Genomic DNA, 17,973 nt, shown 5'->3' on the forward strand with positions numbered 1-17,973 from the left:
CTTTTCTTTGAAGTTTTTCGAATACAAACTAAGCGAAATACAGTTTGATAGAACCGTTCTTCGAGCCTCCCCCTGTCAGGAGCGGTCCTATCGTTCACCGTCGGAGCGATCTGACGCCATATTAATTGACGAACGCACCGCAGCAACGACGGCCCGGTTATGTGGAATGCAATCGTGAGGGAGACTGACGAATGTTGAAAGAATTCAGGGAATTCGCTCTCAAGGGCAATATGGTCGATCTGGCCATCGGTGTGATTATCGGCGGCGCCTTCGGTGGCCTCGTCAATTCCATCGTCAACGATATCATCATGCCGATCATCGGTCTGATCACCGGCGGTATCGATTTCTCGAACATGTTCATCCAGCTTGCCGGCGAGCCGAAGTCCACGCTTGCCGCCGCCCGTGAAGCCGGTGCAACCGTTGCTTACGGTAACTTCGTGACCCTGCTGATCAATTTCCTGATTATCGCCTGGGTGCTGTTCCTTGTCGTCAAGGGCATGAACCGCATGAAGAAGAAGGAAGAAGCAAAGCCTGAGCCGGAAGCTCCGCGCGAGGAAGTGCTGCTGACCGAAATCCGCGATCTTCTTGCCAAGAAGGCCTGATCGGGATTTTTTCTTTGCGTTACAAGACGGAGCCTGCAAGGGCTCCGTTTTTGTTTTGGCATTCATCAATACCGATGATCGGATCATCACAAAATGCCGAGTGATTTTGTGCTCGCGTCTTGCTAAGGCCGATAGACATAGAGCAAGTAGCGCAGGATCATCATGACACTTTTAGCCAGTCTCCGCCGTGAAGCAGCGCAAGCGCCAGAAAGCGGCATTGTCGCCGTTGCCAATCATGGCAGGGGCCGCGAAGGGCTCATTCCGTTATGGGTGGGCGAAGGCGATCTGCCGACGCCGGATTTCATCCGCGATGCGGCGCAGAAAAGCATTACCGACGGCGAGACCTTCTATACATGGCAGGCCGGTATTCCCGAACTGCGCGAGGCGCTGGCCCGTTACCATGCGCGTCATTTCCCGCTGGCCTTGAAGCCTGAGAATTTCTACGTCACCGGCTCGGGCATGCACGCCATCGAAATGGCGCTGACGGCGACGGTCGGTGCGGGCGAGGAAGCGATCTATCTGTCGCCGGCCTGGCCGAATTTCGTCGGCGCGGCTGGTCTTGCAGGTGCGGTGCCCGTCGCGGTGGAACTGGAATTCGGCGCGAATGGCTGGGTGCTCGACCCGGAGAAGGTCGCCGCCGCCATCACGCCCCGCACCCGCGCGCTGTTCATCAACACGCCGTCCAACCCGACCGGATGGACCGCCGACCGTGAGACGCTGCGTTACATCCTTGATCTGGCGCGCAAGCACGGTCTCTGGATCATCGCCGACGAGATCTACACGCATTTCTATTATGGCGGCGGTCACGCCCCGTCTTTTATGGAAATCATGGAGCCCGACGACCGCATCATCTTCGTCAATTCCTTCTCCAAGAACTGGGCGATGACCGGCTGGCGCGTGGGCTGGATGACGGTGCATCCTTCCGTCGGTCCGGTGATCGAAAACATGATCCAGTATTCGAACTCCGGTGTGGCGCCATTCATGCAGCGTGGCGCGGTGGCGGCGCTCGATCAGGGTGAACCCTTTTTCGCCATGCAGGTGGAGCGTGCCCGCGCCACCCGCGACAGGCTTTGCTCGACCTTGCAGGCAACCGGCAAGGTGCGCCTGGCCCCGCCGGAAGGCGCGTTCTATCTGTTCTTCGGCGTTGAAGGCGTGACGGATTCGGTCAAGGCGGCCATCGATATTATCGACCGGGCCAATGTGGGCCTTGCACCGGGCAGCGCCTTTGGGCAGGGCGGCGAGGCGTTCTTCCGGCTATGTTTCGGTCGCGCCCCGCATCAGATTGATGAGGCCGCAGCACGGCTCGTGAAATGGATCGAGCGACTTTAATCTAAAACAAAGGCCGGTGAAAACCGGCCTTTTTCATTCAGCTATTTGCGAAGCGCTTATCCGCCCGCCTTGGACACCATCAGCGGCACGACGCGGTCGGAACTGGCCGTCTGCGGGGCATCGGTTTCGGCAAAAGGAATGCCGAGCGTGTTCCAGACTTCCAGCAGCGCGTCCTTCAGCCCGTCGATCAGCGCATCGTCATGCAGCGGCGACGGCGTGATGCGCAGGCGTTCGGTGCCGCGCGGCACAGTCGGATAGTTGATCGGCTGGATATAGATGCCGTGGACATCGAGCAGCCGGTCGCTGGCCTTCTTGCAAAGCTCCGGATCGCCGACCAGCACGGGCACGATATGCGTGTCCGAAGGCATGACCGGCAGGCCCGCTGCCGACAGTACATCCTTGGCCTGCTGCGCTTGACGCTGCTGGCCGTCGCGTTCGATCTGCGAGGTTTTGAGATGGCGGATCGAAGCCGTTGCAGCCGCTGCCACCGATGGCGGAAGCGCGGTCGTGAAGATGAAGCCCGGCGCATAGGAACGCACGGCATCGATAATGGCGCGTGAGCCGGTGATATAGCCGCCCAGCGCGCCGAAAGCCTTGGCGAGCGTGCCTTCGATGATGTCGATGCGGTGTGCCAGACCATCGCGGTCGGTGATACCGCCGCCGCGCTGGCCGTACATGCCAACGGCATGAACTTCATCGATATAGGTCATGGCATTATACTTGTCGGCGAGGTCGGCGATCTCTTCGATCGGTGCAATATCGCCATCCATCGAATAGACGGATTCAAACACGATCAGCTTGGCGCGTGCCGGATCGGCGGCCTTCAAAAGCTGTTCCAGATGCTCGACGTCATTGTGGCGGAAAATCTTCTTCTCCGCACCCGAGCGGCGCACGCCTTCGATCATCGAGGCATGGTTCAGCTCGTCGGACAGGATCAGGCAGTTCGGCAGCAGGCGCGCAATGGTCGAAATCGAGGCTTCGTTGGAAATGAAGCCGGAGGTGAAGACGAGACCGGCCTCCTTGCCGTGCAGGTCGGCCAGTTCGGCTTCCAGCTCGACCAGCGGATGGTTGTTGCCGGAAATGTTGCGCGTGCCGCCTGCGCCGGAACCGGCATTGCTTGCGGTGTCGCACATGGCCTTGATCACATCGGGATGGTGTCCCATGCCGAGATAATCATTGGAACACCAAACGGTGATTTCACGGGCCGTGCCATTGTTCCGCCAGATCGCGCGGGGGAAACGTCCGACGATGCGTTCAAGGTCGGCGAAAACGCGGTAACGCTTCTCGGCGTGCAACTGATCAATCGCGTCTTCGAAAAACCGGCGATAATCCATCATGCGCTCCTTAGAGGGCAGCGCGTCCTTCAGGGCGCACAAAACTCGCTCTAACTATTTGATTCGACGCACCCTGTTTCCGAAAAATCGCTCCCGATTTTTAGGCCGATGCGCTTGTCTTTGCCTTAACTAGCGCTTTTGGCCGTTAAGGTCCATGGCGCGGTCGCGGGCAATTTGCCACGTTTTATTGAAGCAGCATTGATCAGGATCAAGCAAATGCAGCCAGAAGGGCAAAATGGCTGAAACGATCATTCACGCATTCGTATCGTCGCATCACACAGCGTGATTCTTGCTGACATGGAATTGCCTGGAATGAATAGCGATATAGTGTTTATTAGCGCTTCCTGAAAGACATCCCCCGTATGAAGTCGGTTTTGCCGCCAATGCACTATCCAGCGTCAAAAGAAACGGATTGGGCCGCCTATTGGCGCGCCTCGTCGGCCCAGCACTTCAAGCTGCGCTGGCGTCATGCGCGGCTGTCGGTGCCCAGAAGGCGCGGCAAGGCCAATCTGATCGCCTCGGCTGGAAGTTTCGCGGCTTTGCTGCCGGATGATCTGCCGCTGATTTGCGTGGTGCGCAATGCCGGCGCCTATCTGAATTCGTTCCTGCGCTATTATCGTGCGCTGGGCGTCACGCGTTTCATCGTCGTGGACGACAAGTCGGATGACGGCACGGCCGAAATTCTCGCCAATGCCGCCGATGTCGATCTGTTCGTTTCCGACGTGCGCTATGCTGAGGCGGATCGCGGGCGCGCCTGGCGCGATGCGCTGTTCAATATTTACGGTCGCCGCCGCTGGTATCTCTCGGTGGATGCCGACGAGTTCTTCGTCTTCCCGCGTATGGAACAGCGCAGCTTGCGCGATTTCATCGGGGAACTGGAAGCGCATGGTATCCGGCGTTGCCTCGCGCCGATGATCGACATGTATCCCGCCGGTCTTCTGCGCGATGGCGTTTTTGTCGATGACGGAACGAAATATCCTTTCGAAGTGTCGTCGCATTTCGACGGCGACGGCTATACGGTCAAGCAGGAGCGTTTCGGCGTTGCCGTGCGCGGTGGGCCGCGCCAGCGCCTGTTCGGGCGCAGCATGCGCCTGTCCAAATTTCCGCTGATCTGGGTAGACCGCAAGACCGATTATCGCCGCGGCAGCATTCACGGGCCGGGCCCTTGCTTCCGCAATTATCTGCCGGTCACCGGGGCGCTTTTGCACTATCGTTTTTCGTCGCGCTCGGTCGAGGAGTTTCAACGGATCGCGAAAGAGGGCGGCCATGCAGGCGGCTCGGAACACTACAAGGCCATCGTCGGCAACGAGCGGTTTTCCGACGACCTTTCGCTGGTCTATTCCGGCTCGGTTCACTATACGGGACCGGAATGTCTGGTCGAACGCGGCTTCATGGTGGATTTGCAAAACCTGACGAAGCCGCCCTGCATGGAGCGGGCCAAGGCAAGCTGAAACCGGTTATGTTTCGGCTCAGGACAGGGCGATCTTCCGCAGGAATTGCAGCCATATATCGTTACGCCGGATCGTCAGGCGCGGAATGCCGAACGGGTCGTCGGTGGCTTTTGCGCGGCGCTTTTCCGTGGTGGTGGCGTATTTATACCCGGCCTGCGCGACGATCTCGCGTGTTCTCGCAGTCTCGCCGCCATAGGGATAGGCGAATGATATGACTTCCTGACCAAGCAAGTCCTCGATCTTTTCGCGAGATTGCCGGATCTGCACTTCAGCATCCGTATCGTTTGCGGTGCTCAGATTGATGTGATCGAGCGTATGTGACCCGACTTCGTGACCGAGGGCCGCCCATTCCCGCATTTCGGCGACGCCCATGCAATCGGCCCGCGCCACGCCGATTTTCTGATCCCAGAGATTGAAGCCACCGATCTGGTTCGCGACGAAATAATTCGTGGCGGTAAAGCCATGTTCCTGCAAGATAGGCAGAGCATTGCGGAAGACATTGTCAAACCCATCATCGAAGGTGATGACCGCGACTTTCCCCTCTTTGCCACCATAGATATAGGGCAGCGCATCCTTCAGCGACAATCCCTGATAGCCGAGGCGCTTGAGCCAGGCCATCTGGTTGCCAAAACGGTCGGGATGCACGGTCATGCTGCGAAAAGGCGCCTTGTGCCGGGGCGGAACATCGATCTGGTGATAAAGAAGAATTGGTACGGACACGATAATCCTCGATCTTGTATGTTCAGTCGGTCGCGCGAAATATTGTTTTGTCGCTAAATCTTTAAAAATAAATAATTAAATCAGTTTTTTCCTGAATGGAATTGCTAACTCTTGCGAGAACGATTTTTGATCTTCCAGCGATAAAGCGGTCGCAGGATTTCCCGCTTCAGCTTATCGGGCAGGGATCGGGATTTCTGGATGGTGCTGCCGCCCAGACGCACCGACACCTCGCGCACGCCGCCGGGCAGGACGGAAAGCGGCTTCAGTCCCGTCACCCAGTTCATCTGCGCCGTGGTGTCGACCGGCCGGTCGAAAGTTTCGGTCGCGGCCAGCAGCCGTCTCGCCGCGTCGCGCCCGACAAGCTGGGCGACCATGCCGAGGCCGACCGGTACGGGCAGGATCACGCGCACGCCATCGATATTCAGCACTTCGCGGCCTGTTTCCCGCTCGCGGAAAGGAAAGCGGATGAAGCTGTCATGGTCGACAAGCTGCAACGCGGCCTGAAAAGCGGCGGCAAATTCCGGCGTCAGCTCCACGTCATCTTCCAGCACAAAACCGGCGTCGATCTTCTGATCGACGATGGCCTGCCATGCCTTGCGATGCGAGAGAAAGCAGGCAATCTCATTGGTGCCCAGCGGAAAGGGATAGTGGGGCTTGTGCACCGAGCGGCGATAAACGCGCTGGATGGTTTCTCCATCAAGCACACGCCCGTCAATGGCGTCGATCACCTCGGCCCGCATGGGCAGGTTTTCGATGAGATGCGCCACCTGCGGCTGGCGATCGCTCGCCCGCTTCAGATGGATGATGAAGGCCTTCACGGCCCTTTTCGGGCCGTCTGGTTTTTGTTGCGTGGCGGGCTTTTGCGATCCGCCTTGCGCTGGAGAGTCATGACGCGTTTCGTTCATGGTCTCTATGTAGCGTGGAGCCGACGAAAAAGCTTCAGGATTTTTGCCGGAAAGGAGCGGCGATCAGACCGGCTTCCAGCCCGGTTCCACAAGATCGGCTTCGGCGCGCCACAGATCGGCATAATCGACATTCTGCCAGTCTTTGAACCAGGGACCGCCACTGGTGTAATGCACGACTTTCGGCAGGCCGTGTTCGGGCTTTTCGTTCCAGCCTTCAAGCCAGTTATACTCGGTCGGCAAGGCGCCGATTTCATCATCGGCAGCCCATTGCATGCGATGCAGAAAAGCGCCTGTTTCGCGGTTGACCAGTTCCGGCGTCAGCTGCTGCGTCGAAGGATGCGCGCAATTGAACAACATGCAGGACGACCAGTTCTTGCGCGGATAGGTGGTCTGCACCTTGCCATCCATCTTGACGCTGTCTTTCGGCTGATAGTCGTGCTGCACGCAGTAAACCGCCTTCGACGGGTCGTTATAGGCCTGCAGCCCGGCAATATCGCCGAGAAACAGGAAGTCGCAATCGCAAAACAGCGCCCAGCCCTTGTAGCCGGCAAGCCAGGGCGTGAAGAACCGCGAATAGGTGAATTCCGTGGACGCCAGCGGGTCGATGTCACGCGTATAGACGCCCTGATCGACCAGATCCTGCAACTTGATCGGTACGATCTCCAGCGGAATGGAAGAATGTTTCAGCGCCGAGGCCCTGGCGACTTCATAGGCGATCGGTTCGCGGGAGTCCCAGCCAATAAAAATGCGTAACGGTTCAGTCATTCAAATACTCCTTTTAACGAGATTTGTGGCGAAGGCCCGAGCAGGTCGGGCTATTCGATGATGCTGATGCGCCCGGAAGCCACTTGTCTTTCGACCCAGCTGCGCTCGTCGCCCCATGCGTGGCGTTTCCAGCCTTCCCAGGTGAAACCGCACAGCTTCACGTCCCAGCTTTCGGCGGGGCATTTGCCCAGCATGTGCCAGATGCCGAAAAAGCCGGTGCTGGGAAAAACCTTGCTCAGCTGCTCCTCGCTGACGCCCAGTTCCTTGCAGCCAGCCATATAGAACTGCGGCGGCATGATGCGGATTTCCTTGCCCGCAGCGCCCACGACTTCGATGGTTTCGGCGGTCCAGTCGGAACGACGCCCCTTGAGACGCGACAGGATATTCGGCTTGGGGTGATAAAGACGCATGATGCTCGGGTGATAGGCGAGCATGACTTCCTTCGCGGCCCGGAAGGTCGGGGTTTGCACGAAGCCCGGATCGCGCAGGCGGCGCTGCATCGGCTTGCTGGAGGTGGCCAGTATCAGGAGGTCGGTCCGCGTGCCGCTCATGCCGATCGATTGCTTGGGCTCGTTGAAACGCACCACGAAATCTGCAGCATCAACCTCGCGCGACAGGTCGCGGGGTAAAGGGGCATTACCGACTATAATGAGAGTTTTCTTCATTTTTACCGGCGGGAATCGACTTGAAAGACGTTCTGCTTCCCGTCTAACCGGAATTTTTATATTTTAAAAGCATTAGCTAATTTAGATAAAAAGAATGTTGGCTGATTTGCAGGATTTCCCCAATCACAATGCAGCCATGCAGTATCTGCACTTCTCAAACGCGTTTGAAAGGCGGAAGCTCATTTTTGGGAGGAAGATAAAAACAAGGGGATACCGCCATGAGCCTTCCAATCAATCTTCGTACCCAATTCAATCGCTGGATGCAGTATTGCGAAAACCTGCGCGAGCTTGAAAGCTGCAGCGACCGCGAACTGAGCGATCTCGGCCTCAGCCGCAACGACATCCGCCGCGTGGCGCGCGAAGCCGCTTACGCCGCAGCCTGACAATGCGGGCAAAAGGAGCCCATCGCGTTCGGCATGAAACCGGACGCGGGCTCCAGTCGCGGTGGAATGTTAGCCGTTAAACATCTCCAGGCTTCTTGAAGCGGACGTGAATATCGTCGCCCGCAAGATCGAAACCGGCATAGTTGCGCTGGAAGGCGATCAAGGCGTCATTGACGCCCTTGGAATAATCGTCGTCCTGCACTTCGATATGGTGCCGGTAGAGGATCCTGTCGCCTTTGTAGAATATAACCTGACCTTCCATCATAGCCTCCTTCTCAGCTGATAAGCATCAAGACGGAACGCCGCCGGATGGCGCGTAAAGTCGGTGTATCTATTTGAGATAGGCGACGACCCGCGCGCTTCAAGGGGTTTTTGACGTTCCACCGCTTGCAAGTGTCAGCCAGGCCCGCGCCGCATGGGACAGAAACGCGCCTTTGCGCCAGATCAGAGCCATGTTCCAGTTCATGTCCGCATCGGTGATTTTCTGAATGCGGACGCCGGAATGATGGCGTTGCTCGGCGATCATCAGGGGCAGGAAGCCGACGCCCATGCCCGCTGCCACCAACTCGACGATGAAATCGATCTGACTGGAACGCACCGCGACATTGGGGGCAAAGCCATGCTGCTGGCAGGCATCGAGGATGATATGATTGAGTGCAAAGCCGCTTTCAAAAAGAATGAAAGGCAAGCCTGCGATCTGGTCCAGCGTCACGCCGTCGCCTTTGGCGGCCTCATGGGTCGCGGGCAGCAGGGCGACGACCGGCTCGCAGCGTACATCCTGCCACTCGAAACTGTCCTCAACAGGCAGAAGCGAGGCGGCAAGCTCGACATCACCCGCCAGCAACAGCTCTTCCAGGCGGCGGCTGCCATGCTCGACCAGCTGAATGTCGATATCCGGGTGAAGCTTGGTATAGGCGGCGAAAACCGGCGCAAACAGCACGCTGGAGCCGATGGGCGGCAGGCCGAGGCGCAGCAGACCGCGTTTCAGGCCGCGCAATTCGCCCAGTTCCGCCAGCATATCGTCTTTCTCGGCCAGCATGGCGATAGATCGGCGATAGACGATTTCGCCCGCAGCCGTCAGGCGGGGCGGGGAAGCGTCGCGGTCGAGAAGGGCAAGGCCCAGCTCTTCCTCCAGCTGCTTCACTGCCTTGCTGACGGTGGACTGGGTCGCGTGAATGGCTCTGGCCGCGGCGGAAAACCCGCCCTGCCGCACCACCTCCACAAATGCCTGAAAGCTCCTCAAGTTCATGAGCTATTCTATATCGGAATAGCTGCAATGAAATCAATTCATTTCTAGAATAAGCCATGACGGCCTATATTGTTGTTCACAAGAGACCGAATTCAAACGGGTCAACGCCCGGGAAGAAGCCAATGAACGCCTCCAAAAATGCCCGTACTCTCGCCGTCCGCTTCCGCTATGCGCTGCACCACAGCCGCATGATGCAGATTGCGACGCTGGTCGGCTTCTGGCTGGCGGGTGAAGCTTTCGTCCGCGTGGTTGGCCTGCCCCTGCCGGGTGGCATCATCGGCATGGCGCTGGTGTTGGCGCTTTTGTTGAGCGGGCGCGTCAGCCTGTTCAGCATGAAGCGCGGCGCGGAATGGTTTCTGGCGGAAATGCTGCTGTTCTTCGTGCCCGCCGTTCTGGCGATCCTTGAGCATCGCGAACTGATCGGTGTGCTTGGCCTCAAGATCATGGCCGTCATCCTGCTCGGCACGCTGACGGTGATGAGCGTCACCGCATTGACGGTAGACCTCTGCTATCGCTGGAGCCTCCGTTATGCTGCCAAGTAACCCCTTCGTGGCAACGCTGTTCTGGTCGGCGGCCACGATCCTGCTTTATCTCGCGGCCAAGCGCGTTTATCGCCGCTTTCCCCTATGGTGGCTGACGCCTTTGGCCGTCACGCCGCTTCTGCTGATGGGGCTGGTTGTCGCGCTTGATGAAAACTATCGCGGCTATTTCGGCGCCACCCACTGGCTGGTGGCGCTGCTCGGCCCTGCAACGGTTGCCTTCGCCATTCCCATCTATCAGCAGCGCGCGACCATCCGCCGGTACTGGCCGGTTTTGCTGGCTGGTGTGCTGGTCGGCAGTTCATCGGCCATGGCTTCGGCCTGGGGGCTGGCGCATCTGCTGGGCTTGAACGAGGCGATCAGCCTCAGCCTGATGCCGCGTTCGATGAGCACGCCGTTCGCCATGACGGTTTCGGGCGACATTGGCGGCACGCCGGACCTGACTGCCATCTTCGTGGTGCTGACCGGTGTTTTCGGCGCGGCGCTTGGCGAAGTGATGCTCAACTGGCTGCCGCTGCGCTCCGCACTGGCGCGCGGCGCACTGTTCGGCATGGGAGCGCATGGCGCCGGTGTGGCAAAGGCCCACCAGATCGGCAGCGAGGAAGGTTCCATCGCCGGTCTCGTCATGGTGCTGGTTGGACTGGTGAATGTACTGGCTGCGCCGATGATTGCACATTTCCTCTAAATCGCTGATTATAAATATAAATCTTCCTTCAGAAGCGCCCGTTTTTGCGGGCGCTTTTGCATTTTCCGCAGATGCCTTTTTCTTGAGCAGTGCGGAATTTGCATAACTGACATGCATTATTGGCCGTTGTTGTATAAAGTACAGCGGGTTAGAACTTGGCCATCGAGTTCACTCCTCCTCCCAGAACTCGATACCGGAATACGGCACTCCTCCTCCCAGCCGTATTCGAAGATCAGGCCGCGCATCCTCCTCCCGCGCGGCCTTTTTCTTTTTGTGAGCCTCCCCAAAATCTGCACAAGCCAAACGCTCCATCCGTTGACAATCCGTCACCGTATAGCCCCATGGGCAATCCGCACTGGCTGTACTATCTCTCGTGCAGCTTTATTAGGACGGGAGATCGCAATCATGACCAGTGGCATCCATCATCTCACGCTGATCACGCACAAGGTGCAGGCGAATGTCGATTTCTATGCGGGCTTTCTGGGTCTGCGTATCGTCAAGCGGACGGGCGGCTTCGAGGATGCCGAGCAGCTGCATCTGTTCTATGGCGACCGCTCCGGCACGCCCGGTTCGCTGATCACCTTTCTGGTCTGGGAAGACGGCTCCAAGGGCCGGGTCGGTCACGGGCAGGTCAGCGAAATCGCGCTTTCCATCGACCGCACGGCCATCGGCTTCTGGCTGGAGCGCGCGTTGCGTTATCACGTATCGTCCGAGGGTCCGGTGCAGGAATTTGGCGAGCCGGTTTTGCGGCTGCGCGATCCCGATGGCGTGATCGTCAAGCTGGTCGGCAGCGATCTTGCGGCCAATGACCCGTGGTCCGGTGAGGGCATTCCGGCTGAATTCGCCATTCGCCGGATACGCTCCGCCACCATCCTGTCGGAGCAGCCCGAACAGACCGCCGCATTCATCGAGCGATATTTCGGCTTTCGCCATCAGGGGAAGGAAGAAACCATCGACCGGCTGGTCTCCGATTCCGGTGACGCCATCGATGTGCGCGATGCGAGCGGCTTCTGGCCCGGCATTCCGGGGACCGGCATTGCCGATCATGTGGCGTTTCGCGCCCGCACGACCGACGATGTGACGACGCTGGAAAAGGAGCTGTCCAAGCTCAATTCCAGCGAGGTCAATGTGCATGACCGCAAATATTTCACCTCGCTCTATGTTCGTGAGCCGGGCGGAACCCTGTTCGAATTTGCCACCGACGCCCCTGGTTTTACCGTGGATGAGCCGGTGGAAACATTGGGGCAGCTTCTGTTCGTGCCGCCGGGCAATGAGAAACAGGCCCAGGCAATCCGCGCCCGCATGCCGCAATTCGGCCTGCCGGGTGAGGAGCGGGTGATCTATCGCGATCTGCCCTTCGTCCATCGAGTTCACCTGCCGGAAGATCCGGATGGCAGCACGCTGATCCTGCTGCACGGTTCGGGCGGCAATGAGAATGATCTCATGCCGCTCGCCCGGCTGGCCGCGCCGCGCGCCACGCTGATCGGTGTTCGCGGTCGCAGCACGGAGGAGGGCATTCAGCGCTGGTTCCGCCGTTTCGATCAGAAGCGGTTCGATCAGAAGGACATCCGGTTCGAAGCGGAAGCCTTTGAGGCTTTCGTTGAGGGCGCGATTGCGGCCTATGACATCGACCCGGACCGACTGGCCTTTATCGGCAATTCCAACGGGGCAAACCTGCTTGCGGCCTTCATGCGGCTTCATCCGCATATCGTGCGCAAGGCGGTTCTGCTGCGCCCTTCGGAAGTTCTGGAGGAACAGCCGGACGCCGATCTCTCCGACGCTGCCGTTCTTCAATTGAACGGCGCAGCCGATCCGTTCGGCGATGCTTCGGGCGCATTGGCAAAGGCGCTGCGGGATGATGGTGCCGATATCGATGTTCACGCCATCGAGGGCTGGCATGGCCTGACCGACGACGATATTCGCCTCACAGGCGATTGGCTGAAGCAGAAACTCTGAATGCCTCGTCGATCAAACGAAAAAAGGGCCGCCGGATTTCTCCGGCGGCCCTTTTTATTTGCTTAGTCCAGCGGCTTGAGGCCTTTTTCGATGGCTGCGCGCTTGCTTTCGAGGAAAGGCGGCAGCGACAGGCTTTCGCCGAGGCTCTCCAGCGGTTCATCGACGGCAAAGCCCGGACCGTCGGTTGCGATTTCGAACAGGATACCGTTCGGTTCGCGGAAATAGAGCGAACGGAAATAGTAACGCTCGACTTCACCGCTGGACGGCACCCTGAGCGACCGCAGGCGTTCGACCCATTCCTGCATGCTTTCCTGATCCGGCGTGCGGAAGGCGACATGGTGCACCGCTCCCGCACCCTGCCATGCTGTCGGCAGGTTGGGCTGCACGGCGACATGAAGTTCGGCAGCCGCGCCGCCCGGTCCCATCGAGAAGACATGCACATGGCCTTCGCCATCGGGCGAGGCATAGTCGCCGGTCTCGCTCATGTTCATCAGCTTTTCGAGCACGATCCTGGTCGGCGCGAGGTCGGGGACGCTCAGCGTTATCGGGCCGAGGCCACGAATCTGCCTCTCGGCGGGTACGGGGCTTCTGTCCCAGCTATGGGCGTCGCCCGCGCCGCCATCGTCGGTCAGCCGCAGACGCTGGCCTTCCGGGTCTTCGAAATCGAGTACGGCGCGACCGGCCACTTCAAAAATATCGCCGGCTTCGATGCCCTGTTCGTTCAGGCGCTTGCGCCACCAGTCGAGGCTTTCGACGCCATTCACGCGCAGGCCCGTGCGGGCCACGCTGTTGGTGCCGCGGCGTTCGCGCTCGACCGGCCAGTCGAAGAAGGTGATGTCGGTGCCCGGCGATGCCAGACCATCGGCATAGAACAGATGGTAGGCGCTGGTGTCGTCCTGATTGACGGTCTTCTTGACGAGCCGCAGCCCGAGCGTATCGGTGTAGAAGCGCCGGTTGGCCGGTGCATTGGCGGTGATGGCCGTCAGGTGGTGCAGTCCGGTAAGTTCCAAAGCCATAATTGCCTCCTTTGTTCAGGGAGTTGCGTTTGCTGTTGGTCCCTATATCGTCCGTTGGGGCGTTCCGGAAAAGTGCTGGTTGCTGAACAGTGTGTAACCGATAAGCCGCAGCCGTGGCCTGATCGTTCGGTGGTGGATAAAAGGGGCTTGGCAGAGCTTGGCCCGTCAAGAATATATTAACCTGCAAAATTCGCAGTGTAAAAGAAACGCGAATTCATTGACGTGGCGTGTCTGGCCTTTCAGAAATCAGGTCTGATTTCGGTGCGAAGCGGTGGCGTAAAGGGAGCTTGGTTTTGCAGAGCATGTTTCGTCGGGCTGTGCCTGCATTGCTTGTTTTGGTGACGCTGCTCGCAGGTTGCGCCAGTCGTCCTGAAGGCGTGCTTGTGCCGGTGGGCGAGGTTACATCGCCCGGAACGACCAAGGTTGATCTGCTCGTCGCAACCACCCGCCGCCCATCTGACAATCCCGGCATTCTGTTCTCCGGCGAGCGCGACAAGCTTGTCTCGATCAATGATATCGTCGTATCCATCCCGCCGGAAAAGAACCGCAAGGCCGGCGAAGTGCAGTGGCCAAAGAAGCTGCCGCCCAATCCGCAGACCGATTTTGCCACCGTCAGTGTAACACCGCTCAAGACCGATGTTGAGAAGGCAGGTTGGGTTCGCCCGCACCTCACCAAGAGCCGCCGCGTGATGGTGTTCGTGCACGGCTTCAACAACACGTTTGAAGATTCCGTCTACCGCTTTGCCCAGATCGTGCATGATTCCGGGGCCGATGTTGCGCCGGTGATCTTTACCTGGCCGTCGCGCGCCAGCGTGTTCGACTATAATTACGACAAGGAAAGCACCAACTATTCCCGCGACGCGCTGGAACAGATCCTTCGCGCCATCGCCCGTGAGCCGGAGGTGAAGGACATCACCGTGATGGCCCATTCGATGGGCAGCTGGCTGACGGTTGAAGCGCTGCGCCAGATGGCGATCCGCGACGGGCGCGTGAATGCCAAGATCACCGATGTCATTCTGGCTTCACCCGATCTCGACGTCGATGTGTTTGCCAAGCAGTTTCTGGCGATGGGCAAGGACCATCCGCGCTTCACGCTGTTCACCTCGCGTGACGACCGCGCGCTTGCACTGTCGCGGCGCATTTCCGGTAATATCGACCGCCTCGGCCAGATCGATCCGTCCATAGAGCCTTATCGTTCGGGGCTTGAAAAGGCGGGCATTACCGTCATCGATCTTACCAAGCTCAAATCGGGTGATCGCCTCAATCACGGCAAGTTTGCCTCAAGCCCCGAGGTCGTGCAGCTGATCGGCCAGCGCCTTGTTGCAGGCCAGACCATCACGGATTCGCAGATCGGTCTCGGTGATCGTCTGGGCGCCGTGGCCATCGGCACGGCGCAAGGCGTCGGTACGGCGGCCTCTCTCGTGGTCACAGCGCCGATTGCCGTGTTCGATCCGAAAACCCGCAAGACCTATGACGAGCAGATCGACCGTTTTGGTCGCGCTGTCGGCAATACGGTGGGAGCGGTGGCGACCCCGACGCAATAAGCGGCTTGGTGCGCCTTGCCTTCGCTGTTGTCATATTTGAGTTGACGCTGTAGGACTCGCGGCCATCAGAAGATCGGCCCGCGAGGAGGAACGCGTATGCAGATTATCCGCACCATCGAGGAATTGCGGCAGGTTCTGGCGCCTGCGCGTCGTGCGGGCAAGCGCATCGGCTTCGTGCCGACCATGGGCTATCTTCACAAAGGCCATCTGGAACTTGTACATCGTTCCCGCGCCGACAATGACTTGACCATCGTGTCGATCTTCGTCAATCCGCTGCAATTTGGCGCGAATGAAGATCTCGACAAATATCCGCGCGATCTGGAGCGCGATGCGGCTCTGTTGCGCGGGGCAGAGGTCGATTACCTCTTCGCACCAGCCGTCAGCGACATGTATCCGCGCCCGATGCAGACGGTGGTGGATGTGCCGACGCTCGGCAATCAGATGGAAGGCGAGGCGCGTCCCGGCCACTTCGCCGGGGTCGCGACGGTGGTGAGCAAGCTCTTCAATATCGTCGGTCCCGATGCCGCCTATTTCGGCGAAAAGGATTTTCAGCAACTCGTCATCATCCGCCGCATGGTGGAGGATATGGCCATTCCGGTGCGCGTCGTCGGCGTGGAGACGGTGCGGGAGGATGACGGGCTCGCCTGTTCGTCGCGCAATGTCTATCTGACGCCCGCTGAGCGTGCTGCCGCCATCATCGTGCCGAAGGCGCTTGATGAGGCTGAGCGGCTTTATCGCTCCGGTGTGGATGATCCCGATGCGCTGGAAGCGGCAATTCGCGCCTATATCGCCACGGAGCCGCTGGCGACGCCGGAAGTAGTGGCGCTGCGCGACCCCGAAACGCTGGAGCGCCTGACGGTGGTGCAGGGGCGTCCGGTGCTGCTTGCGCTGTTCGTGCGGCTTGGCACGACGCGGCTCCTCGATAATCGTGTCATTGCGCATGTCGCGCAGGAACAGGCGGCCTGACATGAGCGCACCCGTCAAACAGAAGCGACTGACGCCCAAGGCCATTTCAGCCCTGAAGGGCGAGCGCCCGATTGTCAGCCTCACCGCTTATACGACACCGATTGCGCGTCTGCTCGATCCGCATTGCGACCTGCTGCTGGTGGGGGATTCGCTCGGCATGGTGCTTTACGGCATGGATTCCACCCTTGCCGTGACGCTCGACATGATGGTCGCCCATGGGCAGGCGGTGATGCGCGGAGCCGAGACGGCCTGCGTCATCGTCGATATGCCGTTCGGTTCCTATCAGGAATCGAAGGAACAGGCGTTTCGCAACGCCGTTCGCGTGATGCAGGAAACTGGCTGTGATGGCGTCAAGCTCGAAGGCGGCGAAGAAATGGCCGAAACGGTCGATTTTCTGGTGCGGCGCGGCATTCCGGTCTTCGGCCATGTCGGTTTGATGCCGCAACAGGTCAACACGGTCGGCGGTTTTCGCTCGCTCGGACGCGGCGACGAGGAAGCCGACCGCATCCGCCGTGACGCGCAGGCCATTGCCGATGCCGGCGTGTTTGCGCTGGTGATTGAAGGCACGGTGGAGCCGCTGGCGCGCGAGATCACCGGTGCCCTTGCCATTCCGACCGTCGGCATCGGTGCGTCGGCGGCTTGCGACGGGCAGATACTCGTCTCCGACGATATGCTGGGGCTGTTTCAGGATTTCACGCCGCGCTTCGTGAAGCGCTTTGCGCAACTGGCGCCGCAGGTGTCCGATGCCGCAAAAGCCTATGCCGAGGAGGTGCGCGCGCGCACATTTCCGGGGCCGGAGCATGTTTTCGGGGCCAAGAGCAAGGCGTAGGCGCTGAAAGCTGTGGCCGGTAACGCACAGCGCCTTGTATTCGTTGGTCAATCGCGTTCAATGTCGGAACTGTTTTCCGGAGTTGCCGTGACCGACGATATTGCCCATACCGAACTGATTGCCGTGCTGGCCGCCGTGACCAGCGAACAGCCGCGCGTCATGACCGTGCGGCAGGGGCAGGCTCTTCCCTCTGGCCCGTTCGAAAGCGAGCATCGTTCGTTGCAATCCGGTCTGCGCGCCTGGGTGCAGTCGGAAACCGCACATCCGGTCGGTTATCTGGAGCAGCTCTACACTTTTGCCGACCGTGACCGTCACGCACAGGGCGAACGCATCATTTCGATCAGCTATCTCGGCCTTGTGCGTGAGAGCGATGCGGCGGCAGGGCAGGCCGGCTGGCGCGGCTGGTATGATTATCTGCCGTGGGAAGATCACCGTCAGGGCGAACCGGCCATCATGGAGCATCTCAACAATGCGCTCCTTGTCTGGGCCTATCGGGCCGAAACGCCGGAACTGACCGCGCAGCGCATGCGGCGTATCGCCTTCACCTTCGGCTTTGAAAATGGCGAGTGGGGCGGGCGCTGGAACGAAGACCTCGTGCTGCAACGCTATGAACTGCTGTTCGAAGCCGGTCTGGTGGCGGAAGCTGGGATGAAGGAAGACGAGAACGGTCGCTCCATGTTTGCCGATCATCGCCGCATCCTTGCCACGGCCATTGCGCGACTGCGCGCCAAGATCAAATATCGCCCGGTGGTGTTCGAATTGATGCCGGACAGTTTTACGCTTCTGCAATTGCAGCGCACGGTCGAAGCGCTGGCCGGTCTGCGCCTGCACAAGCAGAATTTCCGCCGCCTGATCGAGCAGCAGGATCTGGTCGAGGAAACCGGCGAAAGCGATAGCGAAACCGGCGGTCGCCCGGCAAAACTCTTCCGTTTCCGTTACTCGATTGTCGAGGAACGCGCCCTTTCCGAGCGCCATCTGGCTGGAGCCAAGCTGCCAATCTCCCGCGATTGACAATATACTCGAATCGAGTATAAG

Annotated in this window: 19 protein-coding genes; 11 read left to right on the plus strand and 8 right to left on the minus strand. The window is 59.4% G+C overall.

Annotated elements, in window-relative coordinates; all coding sequences use genetic code 11:
- Window positions 1-191 precede the first annotated feature (191 nt).
- Together mscL and ABWW11_RS03105 are read left to right on the plus strand one after the other, a co-directional pair.
- Window positions 192-602: a large conductance mechanosensitive channel protein MscL gene (mscL, locus tag ABWW11_RS03100; protein ID WP_109368357.1), complete on the plus strand. Its 411-nt coding sequence runs from the start codon at window positions 192-194 to the stop codon at window positions 600-602.
- A gap of 162 nt (window positions 603-764) precedes the next feature.
- Complete coding sequence (locus ABWW11_RS03105) at window positions 765-1,931, plus strand: pyridoxal phosphate-dependent aminotransferase (protein ID WP_109368358.1); 1,167 nt, start codon at window positions 765-767, stop codon at window positions 1,929-1,931.
- 56 nt (window positions 1,932-1,987) lie between these two features.
- On the opposite strand, the gene hemA is transcribed toward ABWW11_RS03105, so the two are convergent.
- Window positions 1,988-3,265, minus strand: coding sequence for a 5-aminolevulinate synthase (hemA, locus tag ABWW11_RS03110; protein WP_109368359.1), 1,278 nt, complete (start codon window positions 3,263-3,265; stop codon window positions 1,988-1,990).
- Window positions 3,266-3,627: 362 nt separating this feature from the next.
- Here hemA and ABWW11_RS03115 point away from each other — a divergent pair, with 362 nt between their 5' ends.
- Window positions 3,628-4,716, plus strand: coding sequence for a glycosyltransferase family 2 protein (locus ABWW11_RS03115; RefSeq protein WP_109368360.1), 1,089 nt, complete (start codon window positions 3,628-3,630; stop codon window positions 4,714-4,716).
- Window positions 4,717-4,734: 18 nt separating this feature from the next.
- Here the strand turns inward: ABWW11_RS03115 and ABWW11_RS03120 are convergent, their stop codons facing one another.
- The 4 genes from ABWW11_RS03120 to ABWW11_RS03135 all read right to left on the minus strand — a co-directional run bounded on the left by ABWW11_RS03120 (window position 4,735) and on the right by ABWW11_RS03135 (window position 7,771).
- The gene (locus ABWW11_RS03120) at window positions 4,735-5,436 is read right to left on the minus strand and encodes a polysaccharide deacetylase family protein (RefSeq protein WP_109368361.1); all 702 of its coding nucleotides are present in this window, start codon (window positions 5,434-5,436) and stop codon (window positions 4,735-4,737) included.
- A 104-nt stretch (window positions 5,437-5,540) separates the two neighbouring features.
- Window positions 5,541-6,341 (minus strand): glycosyltransferase family 25 protein, encoded by an 801-nt coding sequence (locus ABWW11_RS03125; RefSeq protein ID WP_109368362.1) that lies wholly within the window; start codon window positions 6,339-6,341, stop codon window positions 5,541-5,543.
- Window positions 6,342-6,404: 63 nt separating this feature from the next.
- Window positions 6,405-7,106, minus strand: coding sequence for a glycosyltransferase (locus ABWW11_RS03130; RefSeq protein WP_109368363.1), 702 nt, complete (start codon window positions 7,104-7,106; stop codon window positions 6,405-6,407).
- A gap of 50 nt (window positions 7,107-7,156) precedes the next feature.
- Complete coding sequence (locus tag ABWW11_RS03135) at window positions 7,157-7,771, minus strand: glycosyltransferase family 29 protein (RefSeq protein ID WP_109368364.1); 615 nt, start codon at window positions 7,769-7,771, stop codon at window positions 7,157-7,159.
- A gap of 218 nt (window positions 7,772-7,989) precedes the next feature.
- Here ABWW11_RS03135 and ABWW11_RS03140 point away from each other — a divergent pair, with 218 nt between their 5' ends.
- Complete coding sequence (locus ABWW11_RS03140; protein WP_210261360.1) at window positions 7,990-8,154, plus strand: DUF1127 domain-containing protein; 165 nt, start codon at window positions 7,990-7,992, stop codon at window positions 8,152-8,154.
- 76 nt (window positions 8,155-8,230) lie between these two features.
- Here ABWW11_RS03140 and ABWW11_RS03145 read toward each other — a convergent pair whose 3' ends face one another.
- Both ABWW11_RS03145 and ABWW11_RS03150 read right to left on the minus strand, forming a co-directional pair.
- Complete coding sequence (locus ABWW11_RS03145; RefSeq protein WP_109370167.1) at window positions 8,231-8,416, minus strand: hypothetical protein; 186 nt, start codon at window positions 8,414-8,416, stop codon at window positions 8,231-8,233.
- A 99-nt stretch (window positions 8,417-8,515) separates the two neighbouring features.
- Complete coding sequence (locus ABWW11_RS03150) at window positions 8,516-9,403, minus strand: LysR family transcriptional regulator (protein ID WP_109368365.1); 888 nt, start codon at window positions 9,401-9,403, stop codon at window positions 8,516-8,518.
- 122 nt (window positions 9,404-9,525) lie between these two features.
- Here ABWW11_RS03150 and ABWW11_RS03155 point away from each other — a divergent pair, with 122 nt between their 5' ends.
- From ABWW11_RS03155 to ABWW11_RS03165, 3 genes are all read left to right on the plus strand, one after another.
- Window positions 9,526-9,945, plus strand: coding sequence for a CidA/LrgA family protein (locus ABWW11_RS03155; RefSeq protein WP_109368366.1), 420 nt, complete (start codon window positions 9,526-9,528; stop codon window positions 9,943-9,945).
- Window positions 9,932-10,627 carry an LrgB family protein gene (locus tag ABWW11_RS03160; RefSeq protein WP_109368367.1) on the plus strand — a complete coding sequence of 232 codons (696 nt, stop codon included), beginning with the start codon at window positions 9,932-9,934 and terminating at the stop codon, window positions 10,625-10,627. The genes ABWW11_RS03155 and ABWW11_RS03160 overlap by 14 nt, the downstream gene beginning before the upstream one ends.
- Before the next feature lie 405 nt (window positions 10,628-11,032).
- On the plus strand, window positions 11,033-12,583 hold the full coding sequence (locus tag ABWW11_RS03165) for a VOC family protein (RefSeq protein WP_109368368.1): 1,551 nt from the start codon (window positions 11,033-11,035) through the stop codon (window positions 12,581-12,583).
- Window positions 12,584-12,645: 62 nt separating this feature from the next.
- On the opposite strand, the gene ABWW11_RS03170 is transcribed toward ABWW11_RS03165, so the two are convergent.
- On the minus strand, window positions 12,646-13,599 hold the full coding sequence (locus ABWW11_RS03170) for a ring-cleaving dioxygenase (RefSeq protein ID WP_109368369.1): 954 nt from the start codon (window positions 13,597-13,599) through the stop codon (window positions 12,646-12,648).
- 302 nt (window positions 13,600-13,901) lie between these two features.
- Here ABWW11_RS03170 and ABWW11_RS03175 point away from each other — a divergent pair, with 302 nt between their 5' ends.
- From ABWW11_RS03175 to ABWW11_RS03190, 4 genes are all read left to right on the plus strand, one after another.
- On the plus strand, window positions 13,902-15,143 hold the full coding sequence (locus tag ABWW11_RS03175; RefSeq protein WP_109368370.1) for an alpha/beta hydrolase: 1,242 nt from the start codon (window positions 13,902-13,904) through the stop codon (window positions 15,141-15,143).
- A 96-nt stretch (window positions 15,144-15,239) separates the two neighbouring features.
- The gene (gene panC, locus ABWW11_RS03180; RefSeq protein ID WP_109368371.1) at window positions 15,240-16,109 is read left to right on the plus strand and encodes a pantoate--beta-alanine ligase; all 870 of its coding nucleotides are present in this window, start codon (window positions 15,240-15,242) and stop codon (window positions 16,107-16,109) included.
- A gap of 1 nt (window position 16,110) precedes the next feature.
- Window positions 16,111-16,938 (plus strand): 3-methyl-2-oxobutanoate hydroxymethyltransferase, encoded by an 828-nt coding sequence (gene panB / locus ABWW11_RS03185; protein ID WP_109368372.1) that lies wholly within the window; start codon window positions 16,111-16,113, stop codon window positions 16,936-16,938.
- Window positions 16,939-16,998: 60 nt separating this feature from the next.
- On the plus strand, window positions 16,999-17,949 hold the full coding sequence (locus tag ABWW11_RS03190; protein ID WP_109370168.1) for an NUDIX hydrolase: 951 nt from the start codon (window positions 16,999-17,001) through the stop codon (window positions 17,947-17,949).
- Window positions 17,950-17,973: the final 24 nt, after the last annotated feature.

It is taken from the genome of Brucella sp. NBRC 113783 (assembly GCF_040372265.1).
Lineage (GTDB): Bacteria > Pseudomonadota > Alphaproteobacteria > Rhizobiales > Rhizobiaceae > Brucella > Brucella teleogrylli.

Coding starts and splice junctions, on each gene's coding strand:
- mscL (WP_109368357.1), top strand. CDS start 192: ATGTTGAAAGAATTCAGGGAATTCGCTCTCAAGGGCAATATGGTCGAT.
- ABWW11_RS03105 (WP_109368358.1), top strand. CDS start 765: ATGACACTTTTAGCCAGTCTCCGCCGTGAAGCAGCGCAAGCGCCAGAA.
- hemA (WP_109368359.1), bottom strand. CDS start 3,265: ATGGATTATCGCCGGTTTTTCGAAGACGCGATTGATCAGTTGCACGCC.
- ABWW11_RS03115 (WP_109368360.1), top strand. CDS start 3,628: ATGAAGTCGGTTTTGCCGCCAATGCACTATCCAGCGTCAAAAGAAACG.
- ABWW11_RS03125 (WP_109368362.1), bottom strand. CDS start 6,341: ATGAACGAAACGCGTCATGACTCTCCAGCGCAAGGCGGATCGCAAAAG.
- ABWW11_RS03130 (WP_109368363.1), bottom strand. CDS start 7,106: ATGACTGAACCGTTACGCATTTTTATTGGCTGGGACTCCCGCGAACCG.
- ABWW11_RS03135 (WP_109368364.1), bottom strand. CDS start 7,771: ATGAAGAAAACTCTCATTATAGTCGGTAATGCCCCTTTACCCCGCGAC.
- ABWW11_RS03140 (WP_210261360.1), top strand. CDS start 7,990: ATGAGCCTTCCAATCAATCTTCGTACCCAATTCAATCGCTGGATGCAG.
- ABWW11_RS03145 (WP_109370167.1), bottom strand. CDS start 8,416: ATGGAAGGTCAGGTTATATTCTACAAAGGCGACAGGATCCTCTACCGG.
- ABWW11_RS03150 (WP_109368365.1), bottom strand. CDS start 9,403: ATGAACTTGAGGAGCTTTCAGGCATTTGTGGAGGTGGTGCGGCAGGGC.
- ABWW11_RS03155 (WP_109368366.1), top strand. CDS start 9,526: ATGAACGCCTCCAAAAATGCCCGTACTCTCGCCGTCCGCTTCCGCTAT.
- ABWW11_RS03160 (WP_109368367.1), top strand. CDS start 9,932: ATGCTGCCAAGTAACCCCTTCGTGGCAACGCTGTTCTGGTCGGCGGCC.
- ABWW11_RS03165 (WP_109368368.1), top strand. CDS start 11,033: ATGACCAGTGGCATCCATCATCTCACGCTGATCACGCACAAGGTGCAG.
- ABWW11_RS03170 (WP_109368369.1), bottom strand. CDS start 13,599: ATGGCTTTGGAACTTACCGGACTGCACCACCTGACGGCCATCACCGCC.
- ABWW11_RS03175 (WP_109368370.1), top strand. CDS start 13,902: ATGTTTCGTCGGGCTGTGCCTGCATTGCTTGTTTTGGTGACGCTGCTC.
- panC (WP_109368371.1), top strand. CDS start 15,240: ATGCAGATTATCCGCACCATCGAGGAATTGCGGCAGGTTCTGGCGCCT.
- panB (WP_109368372.1), top strand. CDS start 16,111: ATGAGCGCACCCGTCAAACAGAAGCGACTGACGCCCAAGGCCATTTCA.
- ABWW11_RS03190 (WP_109370168.1), top strand. CDS start 16,999: ATGTCGGAACTGTTTTCCGGAGTTGCCGTGACCGACGATATTGCCCAT.